The sequence below is a fragment of the Cupriavidus sp. FW216-B1 genome, assembly GCF_058789195.1.
This window is the reverse complement of sequence record NZ_JBYTEL010000016.1, coordinates 116,442-142,789: the sequence shown is the minus strand read 5'-3', so window position 1 is coordinate 142,789 and position 26,348 is coordinate 116,442. Positions and strand designations below refer to the sequence as shown.

General features: G+C 69.3%; 24 protein-coding genes. 14 read left to right on the top strand and 10 right to left on the bottom strand.

The window, feature by feature from the left end; genetic code table 11:
• Positions 1-231: 231 nt before the first annotated feature.
• The 5 genes from AC3WXD_RS26105 to AC3WXD_RS26085 all read right to left on the bottom strand — a co-directional run bounded on the left by AC3WXD_RS26105 (position 232) and on the right by AC3WXD_RS26085 (position 3,775).
• Complete coding sequence (locus AC3WXD_RS26105) at positions 232-1,410, bottom strand: MFS transporter (protein ID WP_492324971.1); 1,179 nt, start codon at positions 1,408-1,410, stop codon at positions 232-234.
• 96 nt (positions 1,411-1,506) lie between these two features.
• Positions 1,507-2,007 (bottom strand): GAF domain-containing protein, encoded by a 501-nt coding sequence (locus AC3WXD_RS26100; RefSeq protein WP_059412149.1) that lies wholly within the window; start codon positions 2,005-2,007, stop codon positions 1,507-1,509.
• 139 nt (positions 2,008-2,146) lie between these two features.
• The gene (locus tag AC3WXD_RS26095) at positions 2,147-2,518 is read right to left on the bottom strand and encodes a HepT-like ribonuclease domain-containing protein (RefSeq protein ID WP_059412151.1); all 372 of its coding nucleotides are present in this window, start codon (positions 2,516-2,518) and stop codon (positions 2,147-2,149) included.
• Positions 2,515-2,805 (bottom strand): nucleotidyltransferase family protein, encoded by a 291-nt coding sequence (locus AC3WXD_RS26090; RefSeq protein WP_059412153.1) that lies wholly within the window; start codon positions 2,803-2,805, stop codon positions 2,515-2,517. Before AC3WXD_RS26090 ends, AC3WXD_RS26095 begins: the two co-directional genes overlap by 4 nt.
• A 94-nt stretch (positions 2,806-2,899) precedes the next feature.
• The gene (locus AC3WXD_RS26085) at positions 2,900-3,775 is read right to left on the bottom strand and encodes a LysR family transcriptional regulator (protein ID WP_059412155.1); all 876 of its coding nucleotides are present in this window, start codon (positions 3,773-3,775) and stop codon (positions 2,900-2,902) included.
• A 202-nt stretch (positions 3,776-3,977) separates the two neighbouring features.
• Between AC3WXD_RS26085 and eno the strand changes: the two genes are divergently transcribed.
• Complete coding sequence (gene eno, locus AC3WXD_RS26080) at positions 3,978-5,261, top strand: phosphopyruvate hydratase (protein WP_492324970.1); 1,284 nt, start codon at positions 3,978-3,980, stop codon at positions 5,259-5,261.
• Between the two features lie 24 nt (positions 5,262-5,285).
• Here eno and msrA read toward each other — a convergent pair whose 3' ends face one another.
• From msrA to msrB, 3 genes are all read right to left on the bottom strand, one after another.
• A complete protein-coding gene (msrA, locus tag AC3WXD_RS26075; RefSeq protein ID WP_020202750.1) occupies positions 5,286-6,020 on the bottom strand; it encodes a peptide-methionine (S)-S-oxide reductase MsrA in 735 nt (244 codons plus the stop codon).
• Positions 6,021-6,283: 263 nt separating this feature from the next.
• Positions 6,284-8,077 (bottom strand): cytochrome c biogenesis protein DipZ, encoded by a 1,794-nt coding sequence (locus tag AC3WXD_RS26070; protein ID WP_492324969.1) that lies wholly within the window; start codon positions 8,075-8,077, stop codon positions 6,284-6,286.
• 34 nt (positions 8,078-8,111) lie between these two features.
• On the bottom strand, positions 8,112-8,624 hold the full coding sequence (msrB, locus tag AC3WXD_RS26065; RefSeq protein ID WP_029043549.1) for a peptide-methionine (R)-S-oxide reductase MsrB: 513 nt from the start codon (positions 8,622-8,624) through the stop codon (positions 8,112-8,114).
• 176 nt (positions 8,625-8,800) lie between these two features.
• Between msrB and AC3WXD_RS26060 the strand changes: the two genes are divergently transcribed.
• Together AC3WXD_RS26060 and AC3WXD_RS26055 are read left to right on the top strand one after the other, a co-directional pair.
• Entirely contained in the window at positions 8,801-9,532 is a 732-nt protein-coding gene (locus AC3WXD_RS26060; RefSeq protein ID WP_020202753.1) for a response regulator transcription factor, read from the top strand.
• The gene (locus AC3WXD_RS26055; RefSeq protein ID WP_020202754.1) at positions 9,529-11,076 is read left to right on the top strand and encodes a HAMP domain-containing sensor histidine kinase; all 1,548 of its coding nucleotides are present in this window, start codon (positions 9,529-9,531) and stop codon (positions 11,074-11,076) included. Before AC3WXD_RS26060 ends, AC3WXD_RS26055 begins: the two co-directional genes overlap by 4 nt.
• Here the strand turns inward: AC3WXD_RS26055 and AC3WXD_RS26050 are convergent.
• The gene (locus AC3WXD_RS26050; RefSeq protein WP_020202755.1) at positions 11,065-11,841 is read right to left on the bottom strand and encodes a GntR family transcriptional regulator; all 777 of its coding nucleotides are present in this window, start codon (positions 11,839-11,841) and stop codon (positions 11,065-11,067) included. The genes AC3WXD_RS26055 and AC3WXD_RS26050 overlap by 12 nt on opposite strands.
• Positions 11,842-12,068: 227 nt before the next feature.
• On the opposite strand from AC3WXD_RS26050, the gene AC3WXD_RS26045 reads away from it, so the two are divergent.
• The 6 genes from AC3WXD_RS26045 (at position 12,069) to ppk2 (ending at position 18,055) form a co-directional block, all read left to right on the top strand.
• Positions 12,069-12,404, top strand: coding sequence for an NIPSNAP family protein (locus AC3WXD_RS26045; RefSeq protein WP_020202756.1), 336 nt, complete (start codon positions 12,069-12,071; stop codon positions 12,402-12,404).
• Between the two features lie 12 nt (positions 12,405-12,416).
• Positions 12,417-13,556 (top strand): mandelate racemase/muconate lactonizing enzyme family protein, encoded by a 1,140-nt coding sequence (locus AC3WXD_RS26040; protein WP_020202757.1) that lies wholly within the window; start codon positions 12,417-12,419, stop codon positions 13,554-13,556.
• Between the two features lie 15 nt (positions 13,557-13,571).
• The gene (locus tag AC3WXD_RS26035; RefSeq protein WP_492324968.1) at positions 13,572-14,570 is read left to right on the top strand and encodes a hydroxyacid dehydrogenase; all 999 of its coding nucleotides are present in this window, start codon (positions 13,572-13,574) and stop codon (positions 14,568-14,570) included.
• Positions 14,563-15,717, top strand: coding sequence for a mandelate racemase/muconate lactonizing enzyme family protein (locus AC3WXD_RS26030; protein ID WP_492324967.1), 1,155 nt, complete (start codon positions 14,563-14,565; stop codon positions 15,715-15,717). Before AC3WXD_RS26035 ends, AC3WXD_RS26030 begins: the two co-directional genes overlap by 8 nt.
• A gap of 72 nt (positions 15,718-15,789) precedes the next feature.
• Positions 15,790-16,773 carry a Bug family tripartite tricarboxylate transporter substrate binding protein gene (locus AC3WXD_RS26025; protein ID WP_020202760.1) on the top strand — a complete coding sequence of 328 codons (984 nt, stop codon included), beginning with the start codon at positions 15,790-15,792 and terminating at the stop codon, positions 16,771-16,773.
• Positions 16,774-16,918: 145 nt separating this feature from the next.
• Entirely contained in the window at positions 16,919-18,055 is a 1,137-nt protein-coding gene (gene ppk2 / locus AC3WXD_RS26020; protein WP_492324966.1) for a polyphosphate kinase 2, read from the top strand.
• Positions 18,056-18,088: 33 nt separating this feature from the next.
• Here the strand turns inward: ppk2 and AC3WXD_RS26015 are convergent, their stop codons facing one another.
• Positions 18,089-18,841 carry a carbonic anhydrase gene (locus tag AC3WXD_RS26015; protein WP_492324965.1) on the bottom strand — a complete coding sequence of 251 codons (753 nt, stop codon included), beginning with the start codon at positions 18,839-18,841 and terminating at the stop codon, positions 18,089-18,091.
• A 591-nt stretch (positions 18,842-19,432) separates the two neighbouring features.
• On the opposite strand from AC3WXD_RS26015, the gene AC3WXD_RS26010 reads away from it, so the two are divergent.
• From AC3WXD_RS26010 to AC3WXD_RS25990, 5 genes are all read left to right on the top strand, one after another.
• Positions 19,433-20,002, top strand: coding sequence for a fimbrial protein (locus tag AC3WXD_RS26010; protein WP_020202763.1), 570 nt, complete (start codon positions 19,433-19,435; stop codon positions 20,000-20,002).
• Positions 20,003-20,033: 31 nt separating this feature from the next.
• Positions 20,034-20,795, top strand: a complete 762-nt coding sequence (locus AC3WXD_RS26005; protein ID WP_492324964.1) for a fimbria/pilus periplasmic chaperone — start codon at positions 20,034-20,036, stop codon at positions 20,793-20,795.
• A 175-nt stretch (positions 20,796-20,970) separates the two neighbouring features.
• The gene (locus AC3WXD_RS26000) at positions 20,971-23,757 is read left to right on the top strand and encodes a fimbria/pilus outer membrane usher protein (RefSeq protein ID WP_492324963.1); all 2,787 of its coding nucleotides are present in this window, start codon (positions 20,971-20,973) and stop codon (positions 23,755-23,757) included.
• A gap of 24 nt (positions 23,758-23,781) precedes the next feature.
• Entirely contained in the window at positions 23,782-24,534 is a 753-nt protein-coding gene (locus tag AC3WXD_RS25995; RefSeq protein ID WP_059412181.1) for a fimbria/pilus periplasmic chaperone, read from the top strand.
• 63 nt (positions 24,535-24,597) lie between these two features.
• Complete coding sequence (locus AC3WXD_RS25990; RefSeq protein ID WP_492324962.1) at positions 24,598-26,286, top strand: ShlB/FhaC/HecB family hemolysin secretion/activation protein; 1,689 nt, start codon at positions 24,598-24,600, stop codon at positions 26,284-26,286.
• Positions 26,287-26,348 lie beyond the last annotated feature (62 nt).

Here is a 26,348-nt window from a genome sequence, read left to right as displayed (position 1 = left end):
GTCCTGTGCAATACAGGACCCAGCCCTTCGGCGCCTAGCGTCACCGACCGTCCAACTTTAGGGGGTCAGTTCACCGGGGGAGCGAAAGCCTTTGACTTTGACGTTCAGAAGTTGACGTTCAGAAGTTGACTTTGACGTTCAGCAGTTGACGTCAAATCCAAGCTTCCGAATCTTCGAAATCAGCGCAAATCCAGGCAGACTAGCCCAATCCAGAAACCCAGGCCCAGGCGGTCAGCCCGCGCCGGCCACGTCCATCAAGCGTGCTTCCCGCGCCCGCAGCACCAGCGCCGCCGCCAGCCCGACCGCGCACATCGCCGCCGTGAGCAGGAACGCCCGCCCGCCCACGCTGGCGAACAGGAAGCTGCCCGCGAACACGCAGGCCGCCGTCAGCAGGCCGGTGCAGGCGGCGTAGAGTCCCGTGCCGCTGGAGAGCACCTGCGCGGGCACGCGCGTGCGCACGTACTGCGCCGCGCCAAGCTGCGTGAAGCCGAGCGTGGCGCCTTGCAGCAGCTGCGCGAGCATCGCCACGCCGGGGGTCTGCGCCAGGCCGGTCAGCGACCAGCGCAGCACGCCCGCCGCGCAGGCCAGCGCGATTAGCGCCGGCGGCGAGATGCGCGCGGCCAGCAGCGAGCCGCAGGTGAACGCCGTGATCTCGGCCAGCACGCCGAGCGCCCACAGGTAGCCGATGGTAGAGGCGGAAAATCCCACGCTTTTCCAGTACAGCGCGCTGTAGCTGTAGAAGAAGCCGTGGCAGGCCTGCGAGACCGCCGCGCTGGCCAGGAACAGCGAAAAGCCGGGCACTTGCAGCACCTGCAGCAGCGGTCCCTTGACCGTGTGGCGCACGGCGATGTCGTCATTGGGCAGCATCAGCGCCAGGATGCCCTGCCCGAGATAGGTCACAAGGAAGGCGATCGCGATCACTTCGGTGCCGGCGCGGTCCACCAGCCAGCCCAGCGCCACCGACACCGCCACCACCGACATCGAGCCCGCGCTGCGCAGCCGGCCGAAATCGAGGCCGTAGCGCGGCACGCCGGCCAGCGCCATCGATTCGCTCAACGGAATCAGGCTGGCCGAGAAGGCTTTGGTGGCGAGGAACACCAGCAGCACGCCGACGAAGCCCTCGGCGCTGAACAGCAGCCCGGCGCTGAGCACCGAGCCGCCCACCAGCGCCAGCAGGATGGCCTTGCGGCTGCGGTACTGGTCGGCGATGGCGCCTACCGCCGGATTGACCAGCACCGCCAGCGCGGCGCCGAGCGCCATCACCAGCCCGGTCTGCCGGTCGTCCAGGCCCTGCGCGCGGATCCACAGCGGGAAGAAGCTGATGGTGATGGCGACCGGCGCGTACAGCGCGATGTAGTACAGATAGAACGCGGCGACGGGGTGGCGGGTGCCGGCGGCTTGGGTGGTCACGGATGGATGGCGGATCGGTGCTTGTTGTTGTTGTTGTTGTTGTTGTTGTTTGGCGGCGCGGCCAGCATGGCCGGTCGCGCCGCTACCGGCAGCGGGTCAGGCGCGCGACCAGCCCAGTTCCACGAAGACCCGGCACAGCGCTTCCATGCCGGCGGCGTCCTCGTTGTCGAAGCGGCCCGCGACCGGGCTGTCCACGTCCCACACGCCGATCAGCGTGCCGTCGGCGGCAACCAGCGGCACCACGATTTCCGATTGCGAGGCGGCGTCGCAGGCGATATGTCCGGCAAACGCATGCACGTCCGGCACGATCTGGGTGGCGCGGGTCTGCGCGGCGGTGCCGCACACGCCCCGGCCCAGCGCGATGCGCACGCAGGCCGGCTTGCCCTGGAACGGCCCGACCACCAGTTCCCGGCCGTCATGGAAATAGAAGCCCGCCCAGTTCAGGTCTTGCAGCGAGTGATAGACCAGCGCCGAGAAATTCGCGGCATTGGCGATGCGGTCGGTCTCGTCGGCCAGCAGTGCGCGGGCCTGCGCCACCAGTTCCTGGTATTGCGCGGACTTGGATTGCGGGGTGGCGTCGGTGGGGAGGTGGAACATGGCGGCTGGAATGAGAGCGGAAAAAGGCTGCGCCATTGTCTCATTCCCGCGTTCCGGGCGGTGTTCCGAAGTGCAATATGGCGGTGTCGGGCGGGCGGTCGCGCGGTCCGGCTCGCGGCCGTGGGCGAGGAGCAGCCGGTCAGCCAATATCCTGGCGAAGAGACTGGCGCGATATTTCCACTTGCCGGCGCAGCCCGGGAAGGTCGTTCTGGAGGGTTTTCCACACAATTTCCAGATCGACCGCGAAATAGCCGTGCGCCACCGCATTGCGCATCTGATAGGCGAAGGCCAGCGGCAACTCAGGGTGCGCCGCCGCGAATTCCGGATAGTGGTCCTCGATGTTGTGGCTCGCTTCTCCGATGATCTCGATGTTGCGGACTACCGCGTCCTGCGCCATTTCGTTCGCAAGGAACGCCATCTCGTCCATCCCCTTCGTGTAGCGGGCAATCCGGTCGATGGCTTGCAGAACGTGCTCCAGATAATCGGCCAGCCGTTGCTTGTCCCGGCTCATACCGGCACCGCTTCGGCAAGCACGATGTCCCGGAATTTCTCGGGCAGCGCCTTCGGCGTCAGCACGTCGACGGGCACGCCGAGCAGTTGAAGCAATTCATGCCTGATGGCGCCGATATCGAACAGTGTCGTCTCCGGTGTCGGGTCGACCAGGATATCGAGGTCGCTGCCTTCCGCATCTTCGCCGCGGACGACCGAACCAAAGACGCGTGCATTGCGGGCCCGGTGGGATTCCACCACGCGCCGGATCGCCTCGCGGTGGGAGGCAAGTGCCTGAGAGGGTTTCATGGCTTGCAGACCTGTTTTCCAGAGTGGACCCGCTTCGCGGGTGCGCCAGCACACGGTGACTATCATATAGCGAACCGGCGCGCGGCTCGAAGCCTCATGATCCGCCTTCCTCCCCCTCCGCCCCCAACGTCCCCCGCAGCCACCCGATGAACACATCCATGTCCCGCGGCAGTTCGCGCGCGGCGGGCACCGCCATCAGCCCGCCCGCGAAGCGCACGAAGCCGTGCGGCGCGACGAGCTGGCCGTCGCGCAGTTCCTTGTGGATCAGGCGTTGCTCGACCAGCGCCACGCCGGCGCCGGCGAGCGCGGCTTCGATGCACAGGTGGGTGTGCGGGAAGGTGAGCTCGCCGCCGTGCGCGATGGACTTGCCGGACAACCGCTGCCACTGGTCCCAGGCGCTGGAGGTGAAGTCGTGGGCGATGCGCACGGCGGCGCGCAGCGGGGTCTTGTACGCCGGCGCGCGCACCGGGCCGAAGGTGGCCGGCGCGAGGTAGAGCGCGCGCCGGCGGTCGGCCTCGGCGTAGGCGCTGAGGTCCCAGGCGATGACCACGTCGGCGCCTTCGGTGCGCATCTCGCGCGCGGAGGTCATGGACAGGCGGATGCGGATGTCGGGCCGCAGCCGGTAGAAGTCCACCAGGTGCGGCACCAGCCAGCGCATGGCGAAGGTGGCGCTGCAGGCCACGTGCAGGCTGGGGCCGCGCGCCTGGTCGAGCAGGCGGCCGTAGCCCTGCTCGAGCTGGTCGAACACGGCGCGCACCACGTCGTACATGGCCTGGCCGCGCGCGTTCAGGCGCACGCCGGTGCCGTCCTTGTCGAACAGCGTGGTGCCGGCGTGTTCCTGCAACTGGCGCAACTGGCGGCTGACGGCGCCGTGCGTGCGGCACAGCTCCTCGGCCGCGCGGGTGATGGAGCCGGTGCGCGCGGTGGCCTCGAAGGCGCGCAGCGTGGACATCGGGGGCAGGGTCCGCATGGCGTGAATATGCAAAAAACTGACGAATTGGGAAGAATAACTTGGTTTTGCCGGAGGCTTGTTCTCCCTAACATGCCATCCATCGAGTGCGTTGTGGCGGGAAGGAGCGCTTCTCCCACGCGGCGGAACATCCGTCAGCGTGAAGATTGCTCACGAAGCCGCGGCGCCGCAGGCGGTTTCTTTCAGGCAACGGAGCGGCAGGATGAGCGAGATCAGTCAGGTGCAGGGATACGAGGTGCTGGATAGCCGTGGCAATCCCACGGTGGAGGTGGAGGTCACGCTGGCCGACGGCGCGACAGGCCGGGCGACGGTGCCTTCGGGCGCATCCACCGGCGCGCGCGAGGCGGTGGAACTGCGCGACGGCGACCCGGCGCGTTATCTCGGCAAGGGCGTGAGCCGCGCGGTGGCGGCGGTGAATACCGAGCTGCGCGCGGCGCTGGCCGGCGTGGACGCGCGCGACCAGCGGCGGGTGGACGGCATCATGACCGCACTGGACGGCACGCCGGACAAGGGCAGGCTCGGCGCCAACGCGCTGCTGGGCGTGTCGCTGGCGGTGGCGCACGCGGCGGCGGCGTCGGGACGGCAGGCGTTGTTCGCGCATCTCGGCGGGCCGCAGGCGCATGTGTTGCCGGTGCCGATGATCAACATCGTCAGCGGCGGCGCGCATGCGGACAACGCCATCGACTTCCAGGAATTCATGATCGTGCCGGTGGGCGCGCCGGACTTTGCCGAAGGCGTGCGCATGGCCTCGGAGGTCTTCCACACGCTGCGGCTGGACCTGAAGGCGGCGGGCTTCAACACCAACGTGGGCGACGAGGGCGGCTTCGCGCCGGACCTGCGCGCGGCGGACGAGGCGCTGGACTTCATCCTGCGCGCGGTGGAGCGCGCCGGCTACCGCGCCGGCACGGACGTGGCGCTGGCCATCGACCCCGCCGCCAGCGAGTTCCACGAGAACGGCAGCTACGTCTACCGCGGCGAGGGCGTGACGCGCAGCGCCGAGGCGCAGGTGGACTACCTCGCGGGGCTGGTGGCGCGCTACCCGATCGTCTCGATCGAGGACGGCATGGCCGAGGACGACCTCGACGGCTGGAAGCTGCTGACCGCGCGGCTGGGCGGGCGTTGCCAGCTGGTGGGCGACGACGTGTTCTGCACCAATGCCGCGCTGCTGCGGCAGGGCATCGAGGCCGGCGTCGCCAATGCGATCCTGGTCAAGGCCAACCAGATCGGCACGCTGACCGAGACGCTCGATACCGTGGGCGTGGCGCGGGCGGCTGGCTACGCGGCGGTGATGTCGCACCGCTCCGGCGAGACCGAGGACACCAGCATCGCCGACCTGGCGGTGGCGACCGGCTGCGGGCAGATCAAGACCGGCTCGGTCTCGCGCTCGGACCGCACCGCCAAGTACAACCAGCTGATCCGCATCGAGCGCGCGCTCGGCGCGCGGGCGCGCTACGCGGGCGCGGCCGCCTTCCAGCCGCGGGGCTGAAGGCGGCGCGCACCGGCCAGCGCGTCAGGAGCCGGCCACCTTCAGCAGCACCGGGTCGTTGCGGTACAGGTCCGGGAACATCTGCTTGAGGTAGCCGATCTTGGGCAGGTCGTTGACCACGATGTACGGATGGGCCGGATGCAGCGTGAGGAAGTTCTGGTGGTAGGCCTCGGCCGGGTAGAAGGCCTTGTAGTCTTCCACGCGGGTGACGATGGGGCCGCCGAACACGCGCGCCTTGCCAAGCTGGGCGATGTAGGCCTGCGCCACGCTGCGCTGCTCGGCGGTGAGCGGGAACACCGCCGAGCGGTATTGCGTGCCGTGGTCCGGGCCCTGGTAGTCGAGCTGGGTCGGGTTGTGCGCCACCGAGAAGAACACCTGCAGCAGGCGGCCGTAGCTGACCTGGGCGGGATCGAAGGTGACTTGCACCGATTCGGCATGGCCGGTGTTGCCGCCGCTCACGGTCTCGTACTGCGCCGTGCCGGCCGCGCCGCCGGCGTAGCCGGAAGTGACCTGCTTGACGCCGCGCACGTGCTGGAACACGCCCTGCACGCCCCAGAAGCAGCCGCCCGCGAAGACCGCGGTCTCGGTCTGCGCGGCGGGTTTTTCGTCTTGCGCGGGCGGCGGGATCTTGACGGCATCCTCGGCGGAGTTGGCGCTTTGCCAGGCTACCAGGCCCGCGGCGAGCATGGCCGCGCCGGCAAGCTTGGCTCCGGCCGAGCGCGTCAGGCGGGAGAAGAAGGTGGTCGATTGCGTGGGCATGATGGTCTGTCCTTGGTGAGATCGGGTTGCTGGCGGAAAGTCTGCCTGCTGCTGGTGTTCTCCCCTCTCCCGCTTGCGGGAGAGGGGCGGGGGAGAGGGTCGGCGCTGCCACGAAGTGATGGCCTTCGCCATACGCGGGCCCCTTGCCCTCTCCCCCGGCCCCTCTCCCATTGCATGGGAGAGGGGAGCAAACCGGCAGCAGTCAGAGCCGCATCGGTGATGCGGTGAGTCGTGCCTGTGTCGTCTGCGTTTGCATGGTGGAATCAGCCGAACGTAAAGGCATACGCCTCCACGCCCGGGTCCAGGAATTCGATGGAAAACGTGTGGTCGGCGACCGTGCCGGGCTGGCGCACGAGCTGGTACAGCCGCTGCTCCGTGACCGTGCCGCTGCCGTCCGCCGCCACGTCCATGCCGCGCGCGTCGCCCGGCGCGGTGCCGTCTATGCTGACGCGGAAGCGCACCGGCTTGCCGTCCTGGCCCGGGCCCAGCACCAGGTGCAGGTCGCGCGCGTGGAAGCGGTACACGATGCGGCCGTCCTTGCCGGCCAGCGTGGCATGCTCCGCGCCGACGGTCCAGTCGCCGGCCAGGCCCCAGTCGTTGAGCGCGGGCCGGGCCGGCGCGGCGTAGGTGCGCGGCTTGTCCTGCGCCTGGCCGCCCGGCGAGGCGAAGTGCTCGGCGCGCTCGTAGCCGATGTAGGTTTCGCCCGAGCGCACGTCGGCCTTGTCGGAAGCCATCTGCACGCCTTGCTCGGACGCCGCGCCGATGCCGGTGGCGACCGTGGCCGCGCCGGCGTGGCCGGCCTCGGCCAGCAGTTGCCGGATCACCTGCTCGGAGCGCGCGTATTCGCCTTCGCCGAAATGGTGGAAGCGGATCTGGCCCTTGGCATCGATGAAATAGTGCGCCGGCCAGTACTGGTTGTTGAAGGCGCGCCAGATGGCGTAGTTGTTGTCGATGGCCACCGGGTAGTCGATGCCGAGGTCGCGCATGGCCTTCTGCACATTGCCGACGTTGCGCTCGAAGGCGAACTCCGGCGCGTGCACGCCGATCACCACCAGCCCCTGGTCGCGGTACTTCTGCGCCCATGCCTTGACGTAGGGCAGGGTGCGCAGGCAGTTGATGCAGGAGTAGGTCCAGAAGTCCACCAGCACCACCTTGCCGCGCAGCGCTTCGGCGGTGAGCGGCGGGGAGTTCAGCCACTGCACGGCGCCCGTCAGCGCGGGCAGCTGGCCTTCGACCGGCAGCGCCGGGGCGGCGTCTGCGCCGACCGCGCGCATCATCGCGCTGGAGGCCGCCATCATGGCCGGGCCGCCAGCCGTGTCGGCCGCCGGCGCGGGGCTGCCCGCCAGCCGGTCCACCAGGTGCTGCTCGATGCCGCCGGTGGCCACGGTCGACACGCGCGCCAGCACGCCGGTGTCCAGCCCCAGCCCGATCGCCACCACGCCCAGCAGCATGGCCGCGCCGATGCCGCGCCGCAGCCATTCGCCCGCGCCCAGCGAGCGCTTCATCGCGGTGAACACGCGCCCGCCGATCAGCAGCGCCACCGCCAGCGAGGTGGCCGCGCCGGCCGCATACGCCACCAGCAGCAGCGTGGTGCCCGCGCTGGCGCCGCGCAGCGCGGCGCCGGTCAGCACGAGGCCGAGGATGGGGCCGGCGCACGGTGCCCACAGCAGGCCGGTGGCGATGCCGAGCAGGAAGGACGAGCCGGGCCGCACCTGCCCGTCGGCCTGCGCGAAGGCCGACAGGCGGCTGCCGGCGCTGACCAGCGGGTGCATCAGCCGCTCCGCCAGCCGCGGCAGCAGCAGCGTCAGGCCGAACACGGCGAGCAGCGCGATGGCGAGCCAGCGGCCGTACTGGTTGGCCTGCGTCACCCAGCCGCCGCCCACCGCGGCCAGCGTGGCCACGGCGGCGAAGGTCAGGCCCATGCCGGCCAGCAGCGGCAGGCCGCTGCGCAGGAAAGGCTGGTCCGCGCGCGAGAACACGAACGGCAGCACGGGCAGGATGCACGGGCTCAGGATGGTGAGCGCGCCGCCGAGATAGGCGAGTACGATGAGAAACATGGCGTGGTCCAGATGTGGTGGTATGCCGGGCGCGTCAGGCGGCCTGCGGGCGGAAGGTCATCGCCACGCCGTTCATGCAGTAGCGCAGGCCGGTGGGCTTGGGGCCGTCGTCGAACACGTGGCCGAGGTGGCCGCCGCAGCGGCGGCAGTGCACCGCCGTGCGCGTGGTGCCGAAGCTGCGGTCCTCGGTGGTGCCCACGGCGTGCTCCAGCGGCGCCCAGAAGCTGGGCCAGCCGGTATGGCTGTCGAACTTGGCGCGCGAGGAGAACAGGTCGAGCTGGCAGCCGGCGCAGGCGAACACGCCGGCGCGGTGCTCGTTGTTGAGCGGGCTGCTGTAGGGGCGCTCGGTGCCTTCCTGGCGCAGCACCTCGTACTGGGCCGGGGTCAGCAGCTGGCGCCACTGCGCGTCGGTCTTCATGACCTCGAAGACCTCGGCCGGCTTGCCCGCGCCGGCGGGGCCGGCCGCCAGGGCGCGCCACCCGCCCGCCACGGCGATGGTCGCCACGGCGGCACCGCCCGACAATAGAAAGCGCCTTCTGCTGCCCATGATGTACTCCTTGCGTGGGTTCCACGAATCGATGGACGCATCCTATGGCCGGCGCGATCCCGGAGTCCTCACGAAAGGTTAAATTAAATGTGATAACTCGGCGGCGCGGAATTCTGCACAATGGCTGCGCGGGCGCCATCCGCCTTTTCGTCTTTTCACCGTTCCTATCGCCGCCAATGGACCATCCCAAGCGCATCCTGATCGTCGAAGACGACGTCGACATCGCCAACGTGCTCAGCCTGCACCTGCGCGACGAGCGCTACGAAGTCGTGCACAGCGCCGACGGCAACGAAGGCCTGCGCCTGCTCGAGCAGGGCAACTGGGACGCGCTGATCCTCGACCTGATGCTGCCCGGCGTGGACGGGCTGGAGATCTGCCGGCGCGCCCGCGCGATGGCGCGCTACACCCCCATCATCATCACCAGCGCGCGCTCCAGCGAGGTGCACCGCATCCTGGGGCTGGAGCTGGGCGCCGACGACTACCTCGCCAAGCCGTTCTCGGTGCTGGAGCTGGTGGCGCGCGTCAAGGCGCTGCTGCGCCGGGTGGACGCGCTGGCGAAGGACCTGCGCGTGGACGCGGGCAGCCTGGTGCTGGGCGGGCTGTCGATCGACCCGATCGCGCGCGAGGCCACCGTGGACGGCCGGCGCATCGAGCTGACGCCGCGCGAGTTCGACCTGCTGTATTTCTTCGCGCGCCACCCGGGCAAGGTGTTCTCGCGCATGGACCTGCTCAACGCCGTGTGGGGCTACCAGCACGAAGGCTACGAGCACACCGTCAACACCCACATCAACCGGCTGCGCACCAAGATCGAGGCCGATCCGGCGCAGCCCGGCCGCATCCTCACGGTGTGGGGACACGGCTACAAGCTGGCGGCCGGGCCCGCCGGCGCGCCGGGAGACGCGACATGAACACCCTCACCGAGAGCGCGGCCGAAACCACCGGCGCCGCGCAGGAGCGGCCCGCGCGCCGCGGCCCGCGCTTCGGCCTCACGCTCACGCAGCGGTTGTCGCTGGTGTTCTCGGTGCTGCTGCTGGCCTGCTGCGGCGCCTCGGCGTGGCTGCAGGTCCGCTCCAACGACATGCACGAGAAGGAGGTCATCCAGGATCTCTCGCGCGGGCTGGCCGCGCACATCGCGCGCAACGCCGTGCTGATGGATGCCGACGGTCTCAAGCCCGAGGCGCTGCGCCAGTTGTTCGGCCAGTTGATGGTGGTGAACCCGAGCGTGGAGGTCTACCTGCTCGACGGCCAGGGGCATGTCGTGGGCCACGACGCGCCGGCCGGGCGCCTGCAGCGCGAGCAGGTGGACCTGCAGCCGGTGCGCCGCCTGCTGGCCGGCGGCGCGCTGCCGATCCTCGGCGACGACCCGCGCAGCGCCACCGGCCGCAAGGTGTTCAGCGCCGCGCCGCTGCGCTCGGGCGGCTATATCTACGTGGTGCTGCTGGGCGAGACGCACGACGAGCTGGCCGCGCGCGTGTCGGCCAGCTCGGTGCTGCGCACCACGCTGTGGTCGATGGCGCTGGTGGCGGCGCTGGGCCTCGTGGCCGGGCTGGTGGCGTTCGGCCTGATCACGCGGCCGCTGCGCCGGCTGACCGAGGCCATGCGGCGCTTCAATGCCGACGCCGACCCGGAAACCGCGCCCGCGGCGCAGCCGGGCCTGTTGCGCGCGTCCGCCGCGGGCAGCCGCGACGAGATCGCCGCGCTCGAAGCCGCGTTCGCGCAGATGGCCGGGCGCATCGCCGAGCAATGGCGCGCGCTGACCAAGCAGGACCAGGAGCGGCGCGAGCTGGTGGCCAATATCTCGCACGACCTGCGCACGCCGCTGACCTCGCTGCAGGGCTATCTGGAAACGCTCTCGCTCAAGGCCGAGACGCTCGGCGACGCCGAGCGCCGCCGCTACCTCGCCATCGCGCTGGCGCAGAGCGTGAAGGTGGGGCGGCTGGCGCAGTCGCTGTTCGAGCTGGCGCGGCTGGAGCACGGCATCGTGCAGCCCGCGCTGGAAGCGTTCTCGCTGGCGGACCTGCTGCAGGACGTGTTCCAGAAATTCGAGCTGCCGGCCGAGGCGCGCCAGGTGCAGTTGCGCGCCGGCATCCCGCCGCGGCTGCCCGCGGTGACGGCGGACCTTGGCATGATCGAGCGCGTGCTGACCAACCTGCTGGACAACGCCATCCGCCACACGCCCGCGCATGGCGCCGTCGATGTCGACCTCGCCGTGGGCGACGGCAAGGTGTCGGTCACGGTCAGCGACACCGGCCCCGGCATCGCGCCGGCCTTGCGCGAGCGTTTGTTCCAGCGCGCCTTCAGCGCGGGCGCGCACCGCGGCGGCGGGCTGGGGCTGCTGATCGTGCAGCGCATGCTGCAACTGCACCACAGCCAGATCCGCCTGCTCGAGCGCGAAGGCGCGGGCGCGGTATTCCGCTTCGAGCTGCCGGTGGCCGGGCGCTCAGTTGGATAGCAGCAGCCGGCGCGGATTGGGCGGGATCGCGATGGTCTGGAAATAGACCGCGTCGCCGCGCTTGTCGAACGCGCGGATCTCCAGCGTCGCGCCCGCGGTGCCCGGCTTGACGCCGATGGCGCGGCACGCGGCCGGCGGGAACACGCCGACCGTCAGCGTCTCGGCAAAGTGCGTGACTGCCTGGCGCGCCTTGCGCGCGAGGAATTCCTTCAGGTTGATGCCCTGGAGCGCCTCGACCGGCTCCTCTTCCAGTTCCGGAAAGCGGCCCTGCACCACGTAGAAGCTGGTGAACAGGTCGAACTCGTTGTTGACCGAGAAGATGCGGTCCACGCGGTGCCACGCGGCGCCGGGCAGGTGCGCCGACCACGGGCCGCTCTCGGTGACGGTCTGCTTGCCGATGGCGTGCGAGAAGATCGGCAGGATCTCGCCGCTGCTTTCGTCGAGGAAGCGGCAGTGATAGAAGGGCGCCGTCATGGGCCGCTCGCCGGCGGCCACGAAGGTGCCGGAGCCTTGCCGGCGCACCACCAGCCCGTCCTCGGCGAGGCTGGCCAGCGCGCGCTGCACGGTGCCCAGGCTGAAGCCGCTGATCTGCGCCAGGGTTTCCTCGGCCGGCAGCTTGTCGCCGCCGCGCAGGCGCGTGTCGTCGATCGCGTCGGACACGGCGTCGCGCAGTTGCAGGTATTTCGGCAGGCCGGAGCGCTCGCGCGCGCGCAGCGTGTCGGGCAGCCATTGCGCGATGGCATCCACGCCAGGTGCTTCCATCATCTTTTCTTCCTCTTCTTGCGGGCCATCCTGCCGGCGCGCGCCTTGCCGCGCCCGGACCGCCTCGTCTCAAGCAACCATCAACGGCCACATCAATGGCCATTTGACAGTTTCGTTTCCGTGTCTATACTAGCAGCACTGTAGTCCTATATAGGTTTATAGTTTAAATAGACTTCGCGCGGTACTGCCGGGAACCGCCAGGAACCGACGCGAAGACAAAGGAGACGACGATGATTGTGGAAGAGCGGGTCTACACCTGCCACTGCGGCAAGGCGCAGGCCTACGTGAGGATGTACGAGGCCGAGGGCCTCGCCATCCAGCGCCCCATCCTGGGCCACCTGCTGGGCTACTTCACCAGCGAGCTGGGCCCGCTCAACCAGGTGGTGCACCTGTGGGCCTACCAGGACCTCGAGGACCGCGCCGCCCGGCGCGCGCGCCTGCTGGCCGATCCCGCGTGGCAGGCCTACGCCGTCAAGGTGCAGCCGCTGGTGCTGACCCAGGAGAACAAGATCCTGGTGCCGGCCGCGTTTTCCCCCTGGGCCAGAGAGCCCGCCTACCTGTCCTGAAGCGAAGCGAACATGAAAATTACCGATGTCATCACGCACCAGCTGCTGGTGAACGTGGACGAGCCCTTCACCTCCTCGCGCGGCTGGTACTACAAGACCAAGGGCGCGCTGGTGGTGGAGATCGTGACCGACGAGGGCATCGTCGGCTGGGGCGATTGCTACGGGCCGGCGGCGGTGAACCGCGCCATCGTCGAGACCGTGCTGCGCGCCGCCGTGATCGGGCGCGACCCGTTCGATGTCGAGGTGATCTGGGAGGAGCTGTACAACAAGGTCAAGGACTACGGCATGACCGGGATGAACATCTCGGCCATCAGCGGCATCGACATCGCGCTGTGGGACATCATCGGCAAGGCCTGCGGCAAGCCCGTCCACAAGCTGATCGGCGGCGCCTTCCGCACCGAGCTGCAGGCCTATGCCACCGGCCTGTACTTCCGCGACATGAACCGCCTGGTGGAAGAGGCCGTGGAGGAAGCGCAGGGCTATGTGGAGCAGGGCTTCGGCGCGATCAAGATGAAGATCGGCCTGGGCTCGATCCACAAGGACCTGGAGCGCGTGGCCGCGGTGCGCGACGCCATCGGCCCCAAGGTGCAGTTGATGGTGGACGCCAACCACTGCTTCACGGTGCCGCAGGCCATCAACATCGGCCGCGAGCTGGAGAAGCTCGACGTGCACTGGTTCGAGGAGCCGATCTCGCCGGAAGACGTGGACGGCTACGTGGAGGTGTCGCGCCGGCTGGACATGGCGATCGCCGGCGGCGAGAACGAGTTCACCAAGTTCAGCTTCCGCCATCTGCTGGAAAAGCGCGCGATGGACATCGTGCAGCCGGACGTGTGCGCGGCCGGCGGCATCACCGAGTGCAAGAAGATCGCCACGCTGGCGCAGGCGCATTCGGTGCAGTGCGTGCCGCACGCATGGGGCACGGCCATCGGGCTGGCGGCCACCATGCATTTCCTGGCCTCGCTGCCCAACTGCCCGCCCTGCCTGGTGCCGGTGCATCCGATGCTGGAGTACGAGCAGACCTTCAACCCGTTCCGCGACGAGCTCAGCACCACGCCGCTCACGCACACGCGCGGCATCGTCGCGGTGCCGACCGGGCCGGGGCTGGGCATCGAGATCGACCGCGAAGTCCTGCGCAAATATCGTGTCGCCTGAAGCGGGAGAACGCACATGACGCGACCTCTCATTCTCTGCACGCTGCCCATGCACGCATCCGGCGCCGCCCTGCTGGCGCCGGTGGCGGAACTGGTGGTGGCGCCCGACACCGGCGCCGACACGCTGCGCCGCATGGTGCGCGACGCGGACTACCTGCTGGTGCGCAGCCACCTGCCCGCCGACCTGTTCGACGGCGCGCCCCGGCTCAAGGGCGTGGTGCGCAACGGCACCGGGCTCGACATGATTCCGGTCGATGCCGCCACCGCGCTCGGCATTCCGGTGGCCAACGTGCCCGGCGCCAACGCGCAGGCGGTGGCCGAATACTGCATCGGCGCCTTTCTCGCGCTGGCGCGGCGCTTCGGCATGATGGACGCGGCTTTGCGCGGCGCGGGCTGGGCCGAGGCGCGCGCGCTCAGCGCGCCGACCGTCGAGCTGGCGGGCAAGACGGTTGGCATCGTCGGCCTGGGCAATATCGGCGGCAGGCTCGCGCGCATCTGCGCCGGGGCGTTCGGCATGACCGTGCTGGCCAGCCAGCCCGGCGAGGCCGGCCTGCCGGACTTCGTCTCGCGGGTCACGCTGGACGAACTGCTGCGGCGAAGCGATTTCGTCTCGTTGAACTGCCCGCTGACGCCGCAGACCCATCACCTGCTCGACGCGGCGCGGCTGCGCGCGATGAAGCCGGGCGCGTTCCTGGTCAACGCCGCGCGCGGCGAGGTCGTCGACGAGGCCGCGCTGGTGCGGGCGCTGGGCGAAGGCTGGATCGCCGGCGCCGCGCTCGACGTGTTCGCGCGGCAGCCGCTGGCGCCCGCGCATCCGCTGCTGGCGCTCGACAACGTAATGCTCACCCCGCACGCGGCGTCGCTCACGCAAGAGAGTTCGGAGAAGATGAGCACGGGCGCGGCGCGCCAGCTGCTGCAGCTCATTGCCGGCGAGCGTCCCGAGTTCCTGGTCAACCCGCAGGTCTGGGACGGCCATGCCAGCCGCCGCCGGGCCGTGGAGGTGCAACGTGCCTGATACCCAATCGAGCCTGAAGATCGTCAGCGTGGAAGGGTTTGCCACCTCGTTCCCGGTCAGGCAGGGCGTGACGCTCGGCATCGGGCGCGCGGTCAAGCGCGACGCGCTGATCGTCAAGGTGATCACCGAAGGCGGGCTGGTGGGCTGGGGCGAATCGCACCACGGCCGCTGCCCCGGCGCGATCGCCCAGCTGATCAACACCACGCTGCGCCAACTGGTGACGGGCATGGAGGCGCACGATGTGGTCGGCGTGTGGGCGCGCATCTACGCGCGCCAGCTTGCCAGCCACGGCATGGGCACCGCGTGCGCGCTGGCCATGAGCGGCATCGACCAGGCGCTGTGGGACATCCGCGGCAAGGCGGTGGGCTGGCCGCTGTACAAGCTGCTGGGCGGCAGCCGCAAGCCGGTGCCGGCCTATGCCGGCGGCATCTCGCTCGGCTTCCAGCCGCCGGCGGCGCTGGTGGACGAGGTGGCGGCGCTGCGCGCGCAGGGCTACCGCGCGGTGAAGCTGCGCTTCGGCGACAGCGTGGCGCGCGACGTGGAGCGGCTGGAGGCGATTCGCCGGGCCTTCGGCGCGGAGCTGAAGATCATGGTGGACGCCAACACCGGCTACCGCCTCGACGACGTGCGCCGCGTGATGCCGGCGCTGGTGGCGATGGACGTGGCGTGGCTGGAGGAACCGTTCCCGCCGCAGGACTATCGCGACTACCGCCACGCCGCCGCGCTGGGCGGCGTGCCGCTGGCCGCCGGCGAGAACCACTACACGCGCTTCGAGTTCAACCGCCTGATCCGCGAGGAATCGGTGCAGGTGTTGCAGCCCGACCTGTCCAAGACCGGCGGCATCACCGAAGGCCTGCGCATCGCGGCGATGGCGTCCGGCGAGAAGCTCGCCATCCATCCGCACACGTCCGCCAGCGGGCTGAACATGGCGGCCAGCATCCACCTGCTGTCGGCCATCGAGAACCCCGGTTACTTCGAGGCCGACGTGGCTCGCGAAAACCTGTTCCGCGACCAGTTGACCACGCGGCCGGACCGGCTCGACGCGGATGGCAACGTCATGCCGGGCGAGGCGCCGGGGCTGGGCATCGAGGTGGACGAGGATTTCCTGCGCGCGCATCCGGTGATCGAGGGGCCGGCCTATGTGTAGGGGAGCGGGCTAGCCGCGCCGGATCGCCGCCGCGGCAATGCAGGACAACATAACTACAGACAGGAGACAGACATGTACATCAAGACGCTACTGGCGGCCGCGGCCGCCATCGCGCTGGCCGCGCCGCCGCTGGCCGCGGCGCAGGGCACGGCGCAGGATTTCCCGCGCAAGCCGATCCGCATCATCGTGCCCTACGTGGCCGGCGGCAGCACCGACCTGCTGGCGCGCCTGGTCGGGCAGAAGCTGACCGAGAAATGGGGCCAGCCGGTGGTGGTGGAGAACCGCCCGGGCGCCAACGGCATGGTCGGCACGGAATTCGTGGCCAAGGCGCCGCCGGACGGCTACACGCTCGGCATCGCCTCGCCCGGCACGCACGCGGCCAATGCCAGCCTCTACAAGAACGTGCCGTACGACACGGTGCGCGACTTCACGCCGGTCACGCTGGCGGTCAACGCGCCGATGCTGCTGGTGGCCAACCCGCAGCTCAAGGTCAAGAGCGTGCGCGAGCTGATCGCGCTGGCCAAGGCGCACCCGGACAGCATCAGCTACGCCTCGGGTGGCAGCGGCTCGTCCCAGCACCTGGCGATGGAGCAGTTCATGTACATGGCCGGCATCAAGATGGTCCACGTGCCTTACAAGGGCTCGTCCAATTCCTATACCGACCTGCTCGGCGGGCGCGTCTCGGTCGAGTTCGACGTGCTGCCCACGGCCACGCCGCACACCCGCAGCGGCAAGCTGCTTGCGCTGGCGACGGCGGCCGACAAGCCGCTGCCGCAGATGCCGGACGTGCCCACGGTGGCGTCGGCCGGCGTGCCGGGCTTCACGGCATCGTCGTGGTACGGCTTCGTCGGGCCGGCGGGCATGCCGAAGGACATCCTGGCCAAGCTCAACACCGAGATCGTGGCCGCGCTGCGCCAGCCGTCGTCGGTCGAGACGCTGGAGAAGGCCGGCCTGCAGGTGGTGGCCGGCACGCCCGAGCAGTTCGCCGCGCATATCAAGTCGGAGATGGACAAGGCCGCCAGGATCATCGCCGAGGCGCATATCCAGCCGGACTGAGCGCCGTTGGGGGCGGCTGATGATCTGCATCAAGAGCCGCCGGGCGGTGTTTGCGCATAATCAAACTCGCGATTCCCGATTCCCGCCGGAGTTGCTGCCGGGTTCCCGGGCATCGCGCTACCGCGCAACCCTTCCGATACCCGCTATGGCAGCACACGTACATAACATCGATTCGTCCCCCTCCGGCCAGCCCGATTCCGCCAACCCGCCAGCCGACGCGCGTCCGGTCGCCAAGGGCGACGTGATTCCGACCCGCACGCCGCGCTCGGCCGAGCGCAACACCGTCATCGACGCCGTGGACGCCGCCGCGCAACTGGCGGCCAGCAGCATGCAGGACATCCTCGCGCAGGCCACCGCCGAGGGCGAGGACGGCATGCTCGGCGTGGTCAGGACGCTGATGGACGGCATGTCTCCCGACGAAGCCGCGCAACTGCGCAGCCTCATCCTCGAAGGCGATCCCGGCGCCTGGCAGGTGGGCAAGCGCAGGCATCCAGACCACGAGCTGTCGCCGGGCTGGCGCGAGGGCCTGTATCCGTACCAGAACCTGATGTCGCGGCGCAATTACGAGAAACAGAAATACCGGCTCCAGGTGGAATTCCTGAAGCTGCAGGCCTGGGTCAAGGAAACCGGCCAGCGCGTGGTGATCCTGTTCGAGGGGCGCGACGCGGCCGGCAAGGGCGGCGCCATCAAACGCTTCATGGAACACCTGAACCCGCGTGGCGCGCGCGTGGTGGCGCTGGAAAAGCCTACCGAATCCGAGCGCGGCCAGTGGTACTTCCAGCGCTACGTCCAGCACCTGCCCTCGGCCGGCGAGATCGTGCTGTTCGACCGCTCCTGGTACAACCGCGCCGGCGTGGAGCACGTGATGGGATTCTGCTCGCCGCAGGAATACCAGGATTTCCTGATGCAGGTGCCCGAGTTCGAGCGGCACCTGGTGCGCAGCGGCATCCACCTGTTCAAGTTCTGGTTCTCGGTCAGCCAGAAGGAGCAGCGCCGGCGCTTCCGCGAGCGCGAGATCCATCCGCTCAAGCAATGGAAGCTCAGCCCGGTCGACGTCGCCTCGCTCGACAAGTGGGACGCCTACACGCGAGCGAAGGAAACGATGTTCGCGCGCACCGACACCGCCGATTCGCCGTGGACCGTGATCCGCTCCGATTGCAAGAAGCGGGCGCGCCTGAACGCGATGCGGCACGTGCTGCTGCGTTTCCCCTATGCCAACCGCGACGTCGAGGCGGTCGGCCCGACCGATCCGCTGATCGTCGGACGGGCGCTGGCGGGCTAGCCCGGCCCGCCCCTCGGCGGCGCGGGCTGTCGTTCAGTCCGCGCCGCCGGACCGTATCTCGCGTCCGTTGAGCGGCTGCGCGGGGCGCGCGTTCATTGGGTACAGCGCGCGGAACGCCGCCAGTTGCGCCGCGGAAATCTCCAGCGGCGTCCTGAACACGCGCCAGCGCACGCCTTCGCTGCACGGCGGCGTGGTCAGCGAACCCATGTAGGCGTAATAGCCGCGCGCGCCGGGCAGCAGCGCTGCCGGGTCGAGCGCGGCCAGCTTCCGCTTTTCTCCCTTATGGGCGGGCAGGCTGGCGAAGACCGGCTTCAGGGCCGCGTTCTCCTCGCCCAGCCTGAACAGCACCGCCACCACCGCAAGCCGGCCCTCGGCATCCCTGTGGACCAGATGCGCGGCCAGCGGATAGGCCTTGCCGTCGAACGTGGTTTCGCTGGGCGTATGGAAATGGAACTGTAGCAACTGGTAGGCCGCGCCGTCGATGCGCGCCGTGCCCGCGCCGCGCAGGTTCGCCTGGATGGTGTGGCCGTTGTTGACCAGTTCCGCCGCGCCGCCGCGGTACGCGAAGGCCATCGCCTCGCCGCCGTCTTCCTTTTCCTGCACGCCGCCCAGGTCCACCGGCGACTGCGCCGCGCCGCCGCGGCAGCCGGCAAAGCGTTTGTCGAGGTCCGCCCAGTGCTCGGCGCCGGTGCGCCCCGAGTAGCTCCAGTGCGCCTCGTGTCCGGCGAATGCCGCGGGAGCGGCAAGCAGCGCGCACAGCGCCGCGGCAAGCATTTCTGTCTTCATCCTGTTTCCCCTGGTTGTCTTTCCATGTCGGGCAGCGCGCCGGGCCGCGCTGCGAGCCCGAAGTCTGCCAACGCATGATGAATTTGGCGATGCGGCGGATAACTCGGAAGTTTCGATTTTTCACTGTGAATCTTCTGATCTCGATTTCCATTTTCTGCATATCTGCCTGTCGTCTCCTTTTGGGCGCGAGGACAACTGGCAGCAGTGAGACAGGACGACGTAAAGGTCGCATCGGCCGCAAGAAAGACAGACGTTTACGAAGCGCGTCTCAGAAGAATCGACACGTTATGTCGTACGCGTCCTATGCATTCATTGGAATTAGTACCAATCAAAAAATGACGTTTCTCGATATCAAAGAGATGCTTCGTGGAATCTTCATGCGCGCCGGACAGTACATTTTCATTACCGGAGAGTGATGTGGTTGCCACCGCGGATCTCCCCGGAAATGAAGCGTCGAATGCCGAGATGCCAGACCGGGCATGGCCATTTTCCATGGCCGGCGAAGCGGTTCGGTTGCCACCGCGCGGTCATGAGAGCGATGCGGCGAAGACGGTCATAGCTCCACTCACCTCAACCTGAAAAGGTAATCACATGAAGCGCACAATCGTTGCATCCCTCGCCACCACCTGCGTGGCCCTGGCCGCCCTGACGCCGTCGCTGTCGCACGCGTTCGACGGCCAGATCGACTTCACCGGCAGCATCACGGACGTGAGCTGCACCATCAACGGCCATCAGCCGGGCGGTGGCAATCACACCCTGGTCGATCTGGGTACGATCAATCCGAACGTGTTTACCGGGCTGAATGCGCGCAGCACCGCCGTGCCGTTCAGCCTGGCGCTGGGCGGCGGCACGAACTGCATCGACGGCCGCAAGGCACTGGTCTCCTTCGATACGGGTTCGTCCAACATCGATCCCAACACAGGCAACCTGATCCTGGTGGGCACCGGCGCGGCCAAGGGCGTGCAGGTCGAGGTCAGCGATGCCGGCAACGGCGCGTCCGGCAAGATCCCGCTGAACGTGGCGCAGACCACGCCGCAGACGGCCACGATCTCGGGCAACACCGCCACGCTGACCTACAGCGCCGTGTACGTGCAGACGGCTGGCTCCATCACGCCGGGCGCCGCCAACACGTTCATCCGCTACACGATGGTCTACAACTGAGCCGGGTCAGGATCCTGATCCCGTGAACGCCATGACGTCGGTCGCACACCTGTCTTTCCGCCTCGCCGCAGCCGGCGTCATGGCGCTCTCCGCCCTCGCCGCGCCGGCGCAGGCGGCCATTGTCATCCAGGGGACCCGCGTAGTGTTCCCCGCGGACTCCCGCGAAGTCACGCTGCGCATCAACAATCCCAGCGCCGCGCCCGTGCTGGTGCAAAGCTGGGTCGACGACGGCCACGCGGACGTTCCGCCCGAGCAGGTGCGGGTGCCGTTCGTGCTCGCGCCGTCCGTTTCCCGCGTGGAGCCGAGCAAGGGCATGGTCTTGCGCATTTCCTACACGGGCGAGGCGCTGCCCGCGGACCGCGAGTCGCTGTTCTGGCTCAACGTGCTGGAAGTGCCTTCGAAACAGGAGGGCGCGGAGAACGTGCTGCAGTTCGCTTTCCGCAGCCGCATCAAGGTGTTCTTCCGGCCGGTGCAGCTCAAGGACGTGGACGCCGCCGCCGCCAGGCTCACCTGGAAGCTGGCCAGCGTGGACCGGACCGACGGCAAGTCCGGCAAGCAGCTTGCGGTGCAAGCGAGCAATCCCACGCCGTATTACGTTTCGTTCGGGTTCGTCGAAGCCACGCTGGACGGCAAGTCCGTGCTGGTGCCCGGCGGCATGGTCGCGCCGCTTGCCACGCAGACCATTGCCCTGCCCGATACCAAGCCTGGCAATCATGCCAAAGCGTCGGTCCGCTTCGAGGTCATCAACGACTATGGCGGCCGCTCGATAGAAGAGCGGACCCTGGCGAACTGAAGCTATCGCGCCCCGCTCCTTCCGCCGCTTGCGCAACATGGCGGACTCCCAATTCGAATCCAGGAAAGTCCCGTCGGCCATGTATTCTCCCCGTCCTGCCTACATCGTCCTTCCTCGCCGGCCCCAGCGGCCCCGCGCGGTGGCCGCTCCGCCGCCGTCGCGGCTCGAGCGTTTCGTGCCACGCCTGGTCAGCGCCGCGGCGGCGATCGCGATGTCGCCGACCGCATGGGCCGCGGCCACGATGGTGGGCCAGGGCGTGGGTCCGCGCCAGCCCGTGGACACCACCGCGCAGGTGGGCGAGCGGCTGGCGCGCGAGGAGCGCGCGGAGCGCGGCCAGGACCGCGGCGACGGCGATGCCGCCGCCGTCACCGATACGGCCGATACCGCGGCGCTTCAGCTTGCCGCCAGGCCGGTGCTGTTCGATTCCTACATGCTGGTGCAGGGCGGCGACGGTTTCGCCATCGACACCAGCCGCTTCGAGCGGCCCGACATCGTGGCGCCCGGCCGCTACCGCACGGAGCTGCTGGTCAACGGCCAATGGCGCGGCACCGAGGACATCGAGTTCAGACAGGTGCCCGGCAAGGAAAGCGCGCAGCCGTGCTACAGCCGCGAATTGCTGACGCGTGCCGGCGTGGACCTCGCCAAGGCGGCGCGCGGCCAGGATCCGCAGCACGTGCCGGACCCGGTGCCCGAAGGGGCGGTCTGCGACGAGATCTCGCGCTACATCCCCGGCGCCGAATTGAGCTACGACCAGGCCGAGCAGCGCGCCTACCTGACCGTGCCGCAATACTTCCTGCGGCTGACCGGGCTCACCAACTACGTCGACCCGCAGCAGTGGGACAGCGGCGTGCCCGCGCTGCTGCTGAACTACAACACCAACGTCTTCACCACCGAGAGCCAGGGGCACAACACCACCAACGGCTACGCGGGCGTGAACCTGGGCATGAACCTGGGACCGGTGCGGGTGCGTCACAACGGCGCCGTGACGTGGTCGCCGCAGACCGGCACGCACTACCAGCGCGGTTTCATCTACGGCCAGACCGACGTGACCGCGCTGCGCTCGCAACTGCTCGTGGGCGAGAGCGCGACCAGCGGCGAGCTGTTCGATTCGGTGTCGTTCCGCGGCGCGTCGCTGTTCAGCGACGACCGCATGCTGCCCGAGGCGCAGCGCTATTACGCGCCGGTGGTGCGCGGCACCGCGGCTTCCAACGCCAAGGTTTCGGTCCACCAGCGCGGCTACCTGGTCTACGAGACTACCGTGGCGCCCGGCCCGTTCGAGATCGACGACCTGCAGGTGGCCAGCTATGGCGGCGACCTCAACGTCACCGTGACCGAGGCCAACGGGCAGGAGCGCACGTTCGTGGTGCCGTTCGCCACCACCGTGCAACTGCTGCGCCCCGGCTCCACGCGCTACAGCGTGACCGCCGGCCGCGCCAGCGATCTCTCGCTGCAAGGCAGCGGCAAGTACATCGTGCAGGGCACGGTGCAGCACGGCATCAACAACATGGTGACCGGCTACGGCGGCATGGCTTTCGCCACCAACTACATGTCCGGGCTGGTGGGCGCGGCGTTCAACACGCCGCTGGGCGGTTTCGGCGCCGACGTGACCTATGCCAGGACCGGGCTGGCGAACGGAGAAAGCAAGCGCGGCGCCAGCTTCCGGCTGTCGTACAGCAAGAACATCGCCAACAGCGGCACCAATTTCTCGCTGGCGGCCTACCGCTACTCCACCGGCGGTTATCTCGGCCTGCGCGACGCGCTGAGCCTGCACGACCTGACCGAGCGCGGCGTGCCGACCGACTCGTTCGCGCGCATGCGCGCGCGCATGGACGCCAACGTCAGCCAGCAGCTCGGCACCAGCGGCGGCAGTGTCTATCTCAACGGCTCCTCGCTGCAGTACTGGAACCAGCGCGGACAGGCGCTGAGCTTCACGCTCGGCTACAGCAACCAGTGGCGCGGCATCACCTACTCGGTGTCCGTGCAGCGCGTGCAGAACGTGTCGGCCGGCACCAGCGTGCCCTACACCGGCGGCGGCAGCTTCATGAGTCCCAGCGTCACGCCCAAGAGCACGCTGGTCAGTGTGAATCTCTCGATTCCGCTCGGCCGCGGCGGCTCCCGCACCACGCCGCTCATGAACACCTTCTTCACGCACGACAGCGACCGCGGCGCCCAGGTGTCCACCGGCGTGTCGGGCGCGCTCAACGAGCGTGGCACGGCGTCGTATTCGGTGTCCGGCACCTACGACAACAACCGCAACGCGACCTCGGGCAACGCCAGCATCAGCTACCGCGCCTCGCGTGCCACGGTGGGCGCGAGCATCGCGCAGGGGCAAGGCTACCGCCAGGCGTCGGCCAATGCCATGGGCGCGCTGGTCCTGCACCCGGGCGGCCTTTCGGCGGCCCAGACGCTGGGCGAGACCATCGGCGTGGTGAAGGCGCCCGATGCCACCGGCGCGACGGTCAACTCCGGCGGCGCGACCATCGACGGGCGCGGCTACGCGATCGTGCCGAGCCTCACGCCCTATCAGCTCAACAGCGTCGACCTCGATCCGAAGGGCATGGCCGACGATGTGGAGCTGAAGACCACCTCGCGCAGCGTGGCGCCGCGCGCCGGCGCGGTGGTGATGCTTTCCTACGAGACGCGCCGCGCGCGCGCCGTGCTGATCGACAGCCGCACGCCCAGCGGCGAGCCGCTGCCGTTCGCCGCCAGCGTGATCGACACCGAGACCAACGCATCCGTGGGCGCGGTCGGCCAGGGCAGCCGCCTGGTGATCCGCAGCGAGAAGGACCACGGCACCATCCGCGTCGAATGGGGCAGCAAGCCGGACCAGCGCTGCGCCATCGACTACACGCTGCCGGCGCGCGAAACCAGCGCCGGCAAGGGCTACGCAACGCTGGACCTCGAGTGCAGGCCGATTCCGGCCGGCGGCGCCGAGGGCGGCAAGGTCGCGGCACGGCAGTAGGCAGACAACGGACCCGGAGGCGCGATGAACACAGGAACGAAGACAGGCATACGGCGGCGGCACGTGCTGGCGGTGCTGGTGGCGCTGTCGCTGCTGGCGCCGGGCTGGGCCGCGGCGGCGCTGTCGGTGGTGGGAACGCGCTTTATCTATCCCGCCGGCGCGAAGGAGTTGACCGTGCAGGTGGGCAACAAGGGCCGCAGCCCGATCCTGGTGCAGGCCTGGCTGGACCGCGGCGACCCCGATGCCGATCCCGCCAGGCTCAGCGTGCCGTTCGTGCTGGCGCCGCCGATGTTCCGGCTGGACCCCGAGCACAAGTCCGTGCTGCGCCTCAGGCATACCGGCGAGCCGCTGCCGGGGGACCGCGAATCGGTGTTCTGGCTCAACTTCCTCGAAGTGCCGACGCTGCCCGAGGACAGCCGCAACCTGCTGCGGCTGTCGTACCGTTCGCGCATGAAGCTGCTGTACCGGCCCGCCGGCCTGCCCGGCAGCGCCGACGAAGCGGTCTCGCGCGTGACGTGGCGCCTCGGCGGCGCGCCCGCGCCCGGCGACGCGGTACTGGAGGCGGACAACCCCACGCCGTATTACGTCTCGCTCGCGCAGATGACGGTCACGCGCGGCGCTGCCGCGGTGGAACTGGACGGCCAGACGCTGGCGCCGCTCGGCGTCACGCGCATCGCGCTGCCCGGCCTGAAGGGGAGCGGCGAAGCGCAGGTGCGCTACGAGGTGGCGAAGGACGGTGGGGAACTGGTCGGCGGGAGCGCGAGCGCCAGGCCGTAGGTCCGCCCGGATGGTCCGCGCGGCGCAGGTGAATCGACGATGGTCAATGTGAAAGCAAGACAAATGATTGGTATCCCGGGCCTGTGCGCATTCGGCGCGGCGCTGGCGCTGCCGGTGGCCGCGTGGGCGCAGGCGCCCGGTGCTCCAAACGCACCCAGTATTCCCAACGCCGGGCAGACCATGCGCGACCTGGAAACGGTGCGCCCCGGCCTGCCGGCGCCATCGGACCTGGAACTGGATATGCCCCAGGCGCCGGCGCGCCCGGCCGCGCCCGCCGAGCCGGGCCTGCGCATGACGGTGCAGGGTTTCCGCATCACCGGCAACCAGGCGTTCGCGTCGGCGCAACTACTGGTGCTGCTGCGCGACCTGCACGGCAGCGAGCAGGACCTTGCCGGCCTGCGCGCCGCGGCCGACCGCATCACCGCGTACTACCACGAACACGGCTACGTGCTGGCGCGCGCGTTCCTGCCGCGCCAGGACATCGAGGACGGCGTGGTCCTGATCGAAGTGATGGAGGGCCGCTACGGGCAGGTCGAATTGCAGAACCAGTCGCGCGTGCTCGACGGCGTGCTGCGCCAGCCGCTCGCGGCGCTCAGGGGCGGCGACGCCGTGCAGGCCGCCGCGCTGGAAAGCCGCCTGCTGCTGCTCAATGACCTGCCTGGCGTGCAGGTGCGCGGCACGCTGCGCCCCGGCGCCGAGCGCGGCGCCACCGACCTCGTGGTCGACGCGGCACCGCTGCCGCTGGTCAGCGGCAGCGTGGAGGCGGACAACTACGGCGGCTACTACACCGGCGAATACCGCCTCGGTGGCAGCCTCTATCTCAACAGCCCGCTGCGGCTCGGCGACCAGTTGAGCCTGCGCGTGCTGGGCAGCGACAAGCGGCAGCGCTACTACCGCGCCGGCTACCAGGTGCCGTTCGGCCCTTGGCTCACGCGCGCGGGCGTGGCGTACTCCGAGATGCGCTACCACCTGGCGCGGGATTTCGCGGTGCTGGATGCGCACGGCAAGGCCAGCATCCGCAGCGCCTTCATCACCCAGCCGCTGCTGCGCGGCCGCGCGTTCAACGTGAACGCGCAACTGCAATACGACGACAAGCGGCTGCGCGACGACATGGACCTGTTCGAGGTGACCAACCCCAAGCGCGTCGAATCATGGACGCTGGGCGTGAACGCCAACAACCAGGACGGGTTGTTCGGCGGCGGGCAGAGCATGGTGTCGGTGAGCGTTAGCCGCGGGCGGCTGCGCCTGGACGATCCCTACACGAGTTACGTGGACGGCTTCACCGCCCATGCGGCCGGCCGCTTCAGCAAGCTGAGCCTGAACGCCGCGCGGCTGCAGCGGCTGAGCCAGCGCTTCCAGCTTTATGGCCAGTTCAACGCGCAATGGGCCTCGGGCAATCTCGACGGCTCCGAGAAATTCGGCATGGGCGGGCCCTACGGCGTGCGCGGCTACGCGCTCGGCGCCGGCACCGGCGACCAGGGCTGGCAGGCCAGCCTGGAGCTGCGCTACATGCCCTTTGCCGGCTGGCAGTTCAGCGCCTTCGTCGACCGCAGCGAGGTCGACATCAACCGCCATCCCTGGTCCACCGGGAACAACCAGCGCCGGCTGACCGCCGCCGGAGTCGGTGCCGGCTGGACCGGCGACGGGCATCAGGTCAGCGTGGCGCTCGCGTGGCCGGTGGGCCAGCGCGACGAAAGCGGCGGGCCGGTGCGCAGCCCGCGGATCTGGGTGCAGGGGGCGCAGTACTTTTGAGCGGCGGATGTCCGCCGCGCGGCATCGATGTCGTACCCATGCTGCCGGGCAGATGGCAGTGT

Excerpts from the sequence above, each read along its gene's own strand:
- AC3WXD_RS26085 (WP_059412155.1), bottom strand. The coding sequence starts at position 3,775 with ATGCGGACCCTGCCCCCGATGTCCACGCTGCGCGCCTTCGAGGCCACC.
- AC3WXD_RS26035 (WP_492324968.1), top strand. The coding sequence starts at position 13,572 with ATGACGCGACCTCTCATTCTCTGCACGCTGCCCATGCACGCATCCGGC.
- AC3WXD_RS26100 (WP_059412149.1), bottom strand. The coding sequence starts at position 2,007 with ATGTTCCACCTCCCCACCGACGCCACCCCGCAATCCAAGTCCGCGCAA.
- ppk2 (WP_492324966.1), top strand. The coding sequence starts at position 16,919 with ATGGCAGCACACGTACATAACATCGATTCGTCCCCCTCCGGCCAGCCC.
- AC3WXD_RS26050 (WP_020202755.1), bottom strand. The coding sequence starts at position 11,841 with ATGATGGAAGCACCTGGCGTGGATGCCATCGCGCAATGGCTGCCCGAC.
- AC3WXD_RS26070 (WP_492324969.1), bottom strand. The coding sequence starts at position 8,077 with ATGTTTCTCATCGTACTCGCCTATCTCGGCGGCGCGCTCACCATCCTG.
- AC3WXD_RS26045 (WP_020202756.1), top strand. The coding sequence starts at position 12,069 with ATGATTGTGGAAGAGCGGGTCTACACCTGCCACTGCGGCAAGGCGCAG.
- AC3WXD_RS26040 (WP_020202757.1), top strand. The coding sequence starts at position 12,417 with ATGAAAATTACCGATGTCATCACGCACCAGCTGCTGGTGAACGTGGAC.
- AC3WXD_RS26025 (WP_020202760.1), top strand. The coding sequence starts at position 15,790 with ATGTACATCAAGACGCTACTGGCGGCCGCGGCCGCCATCGCGCTGGCC.
- msrA (WP_020202750.1), bottom strand. The coding sequence starts at position 6,020 with ATGCCCACGCAATCGACCACCTTCTTCTCCCGCCTGACGCGCTCGGCC.
- AC3WXD_RS26095 (WP_059412151.1), bottom strand. The coding sequence starts at position 2,518 with ATGAGCCGGGACAAGCAACGGCTGGCCGATTATCTGGAGCACGTTCTG.
- AC3WXD_RS25990 (WP_492324962.1), top strand. The coding sequence starts at position 24,598 with ATGATTGGTATCCCGGGCCTGTGCGCATTCGGCGCGGCGCTGGCGCTG.
- AC3WXD_RS26055 (WP_020202754.1), top strand. The coding sequence starts at position 9,529 with ATGAACACCCTCACCGAGAGCGCGGCCGAAACCACCGGCGCCGCGCAG.
- AC3WXD_RS26015 (WP_492324965.1), bottom strand. The coding sequence starts at position 18,841 with ATGAAGACAGAAATGCTTGCCGCGGCGCTGTGCGCGCTGCTTGCCGCT.
- AC3WXD_RS26060 (WP_020202753.1), top strand. The coding sequence starts at position 8,801 with ATGGACCATCCCAAGCGCATCCTGATCGTCGAAGACGACGTCGACATC.
- AC3WXD_RS26090 (WP_059412153.1), bottom strand. The coding sequence starts at position 2,805 with ATGAAACCCTCTCAGGCACTTGCCTCCCACCGCGAGGCGATCCGGCGC.
- msrB (WP_029043549.1), bottom strand. The coding sequence starts at position 8,624 with ATGGGCAGCAGAAGGCGCTTTCTATTGTCGGGCGGTGCCGCCGTGGCG.
- AC3WXD_RS26010 (WP_020202763.1), top strand. The coding sequence starts at position 19,433 with ATGAAGCGCACAATCGTTGCATCCCTCGCCACCACCTGCGTGGCCCTG.
- eno (WP_492324970.1), top strand. The coding sequence starts at position 3,978 with ATGAGCGAGATCAGTCAGGTGCAGGGATACGAGGTGCTGGATAGCCGT.
- AC3WXD_RS25995 (WP_059412181.1), top strand. The coding sequence starts at position 23,782 with ATGAACACAGGAACGAAGACAGGCATACGGCGGCGGCACGTGCTGGCG.
- AC3WXD_RS26005 (WP_492324964.1), top strand. The coding sequence starts at position 20,034 with ATGACGTCGGTCGCACACCTGTCTTTCCGCCTCGCCGCAGCCGGCGTC.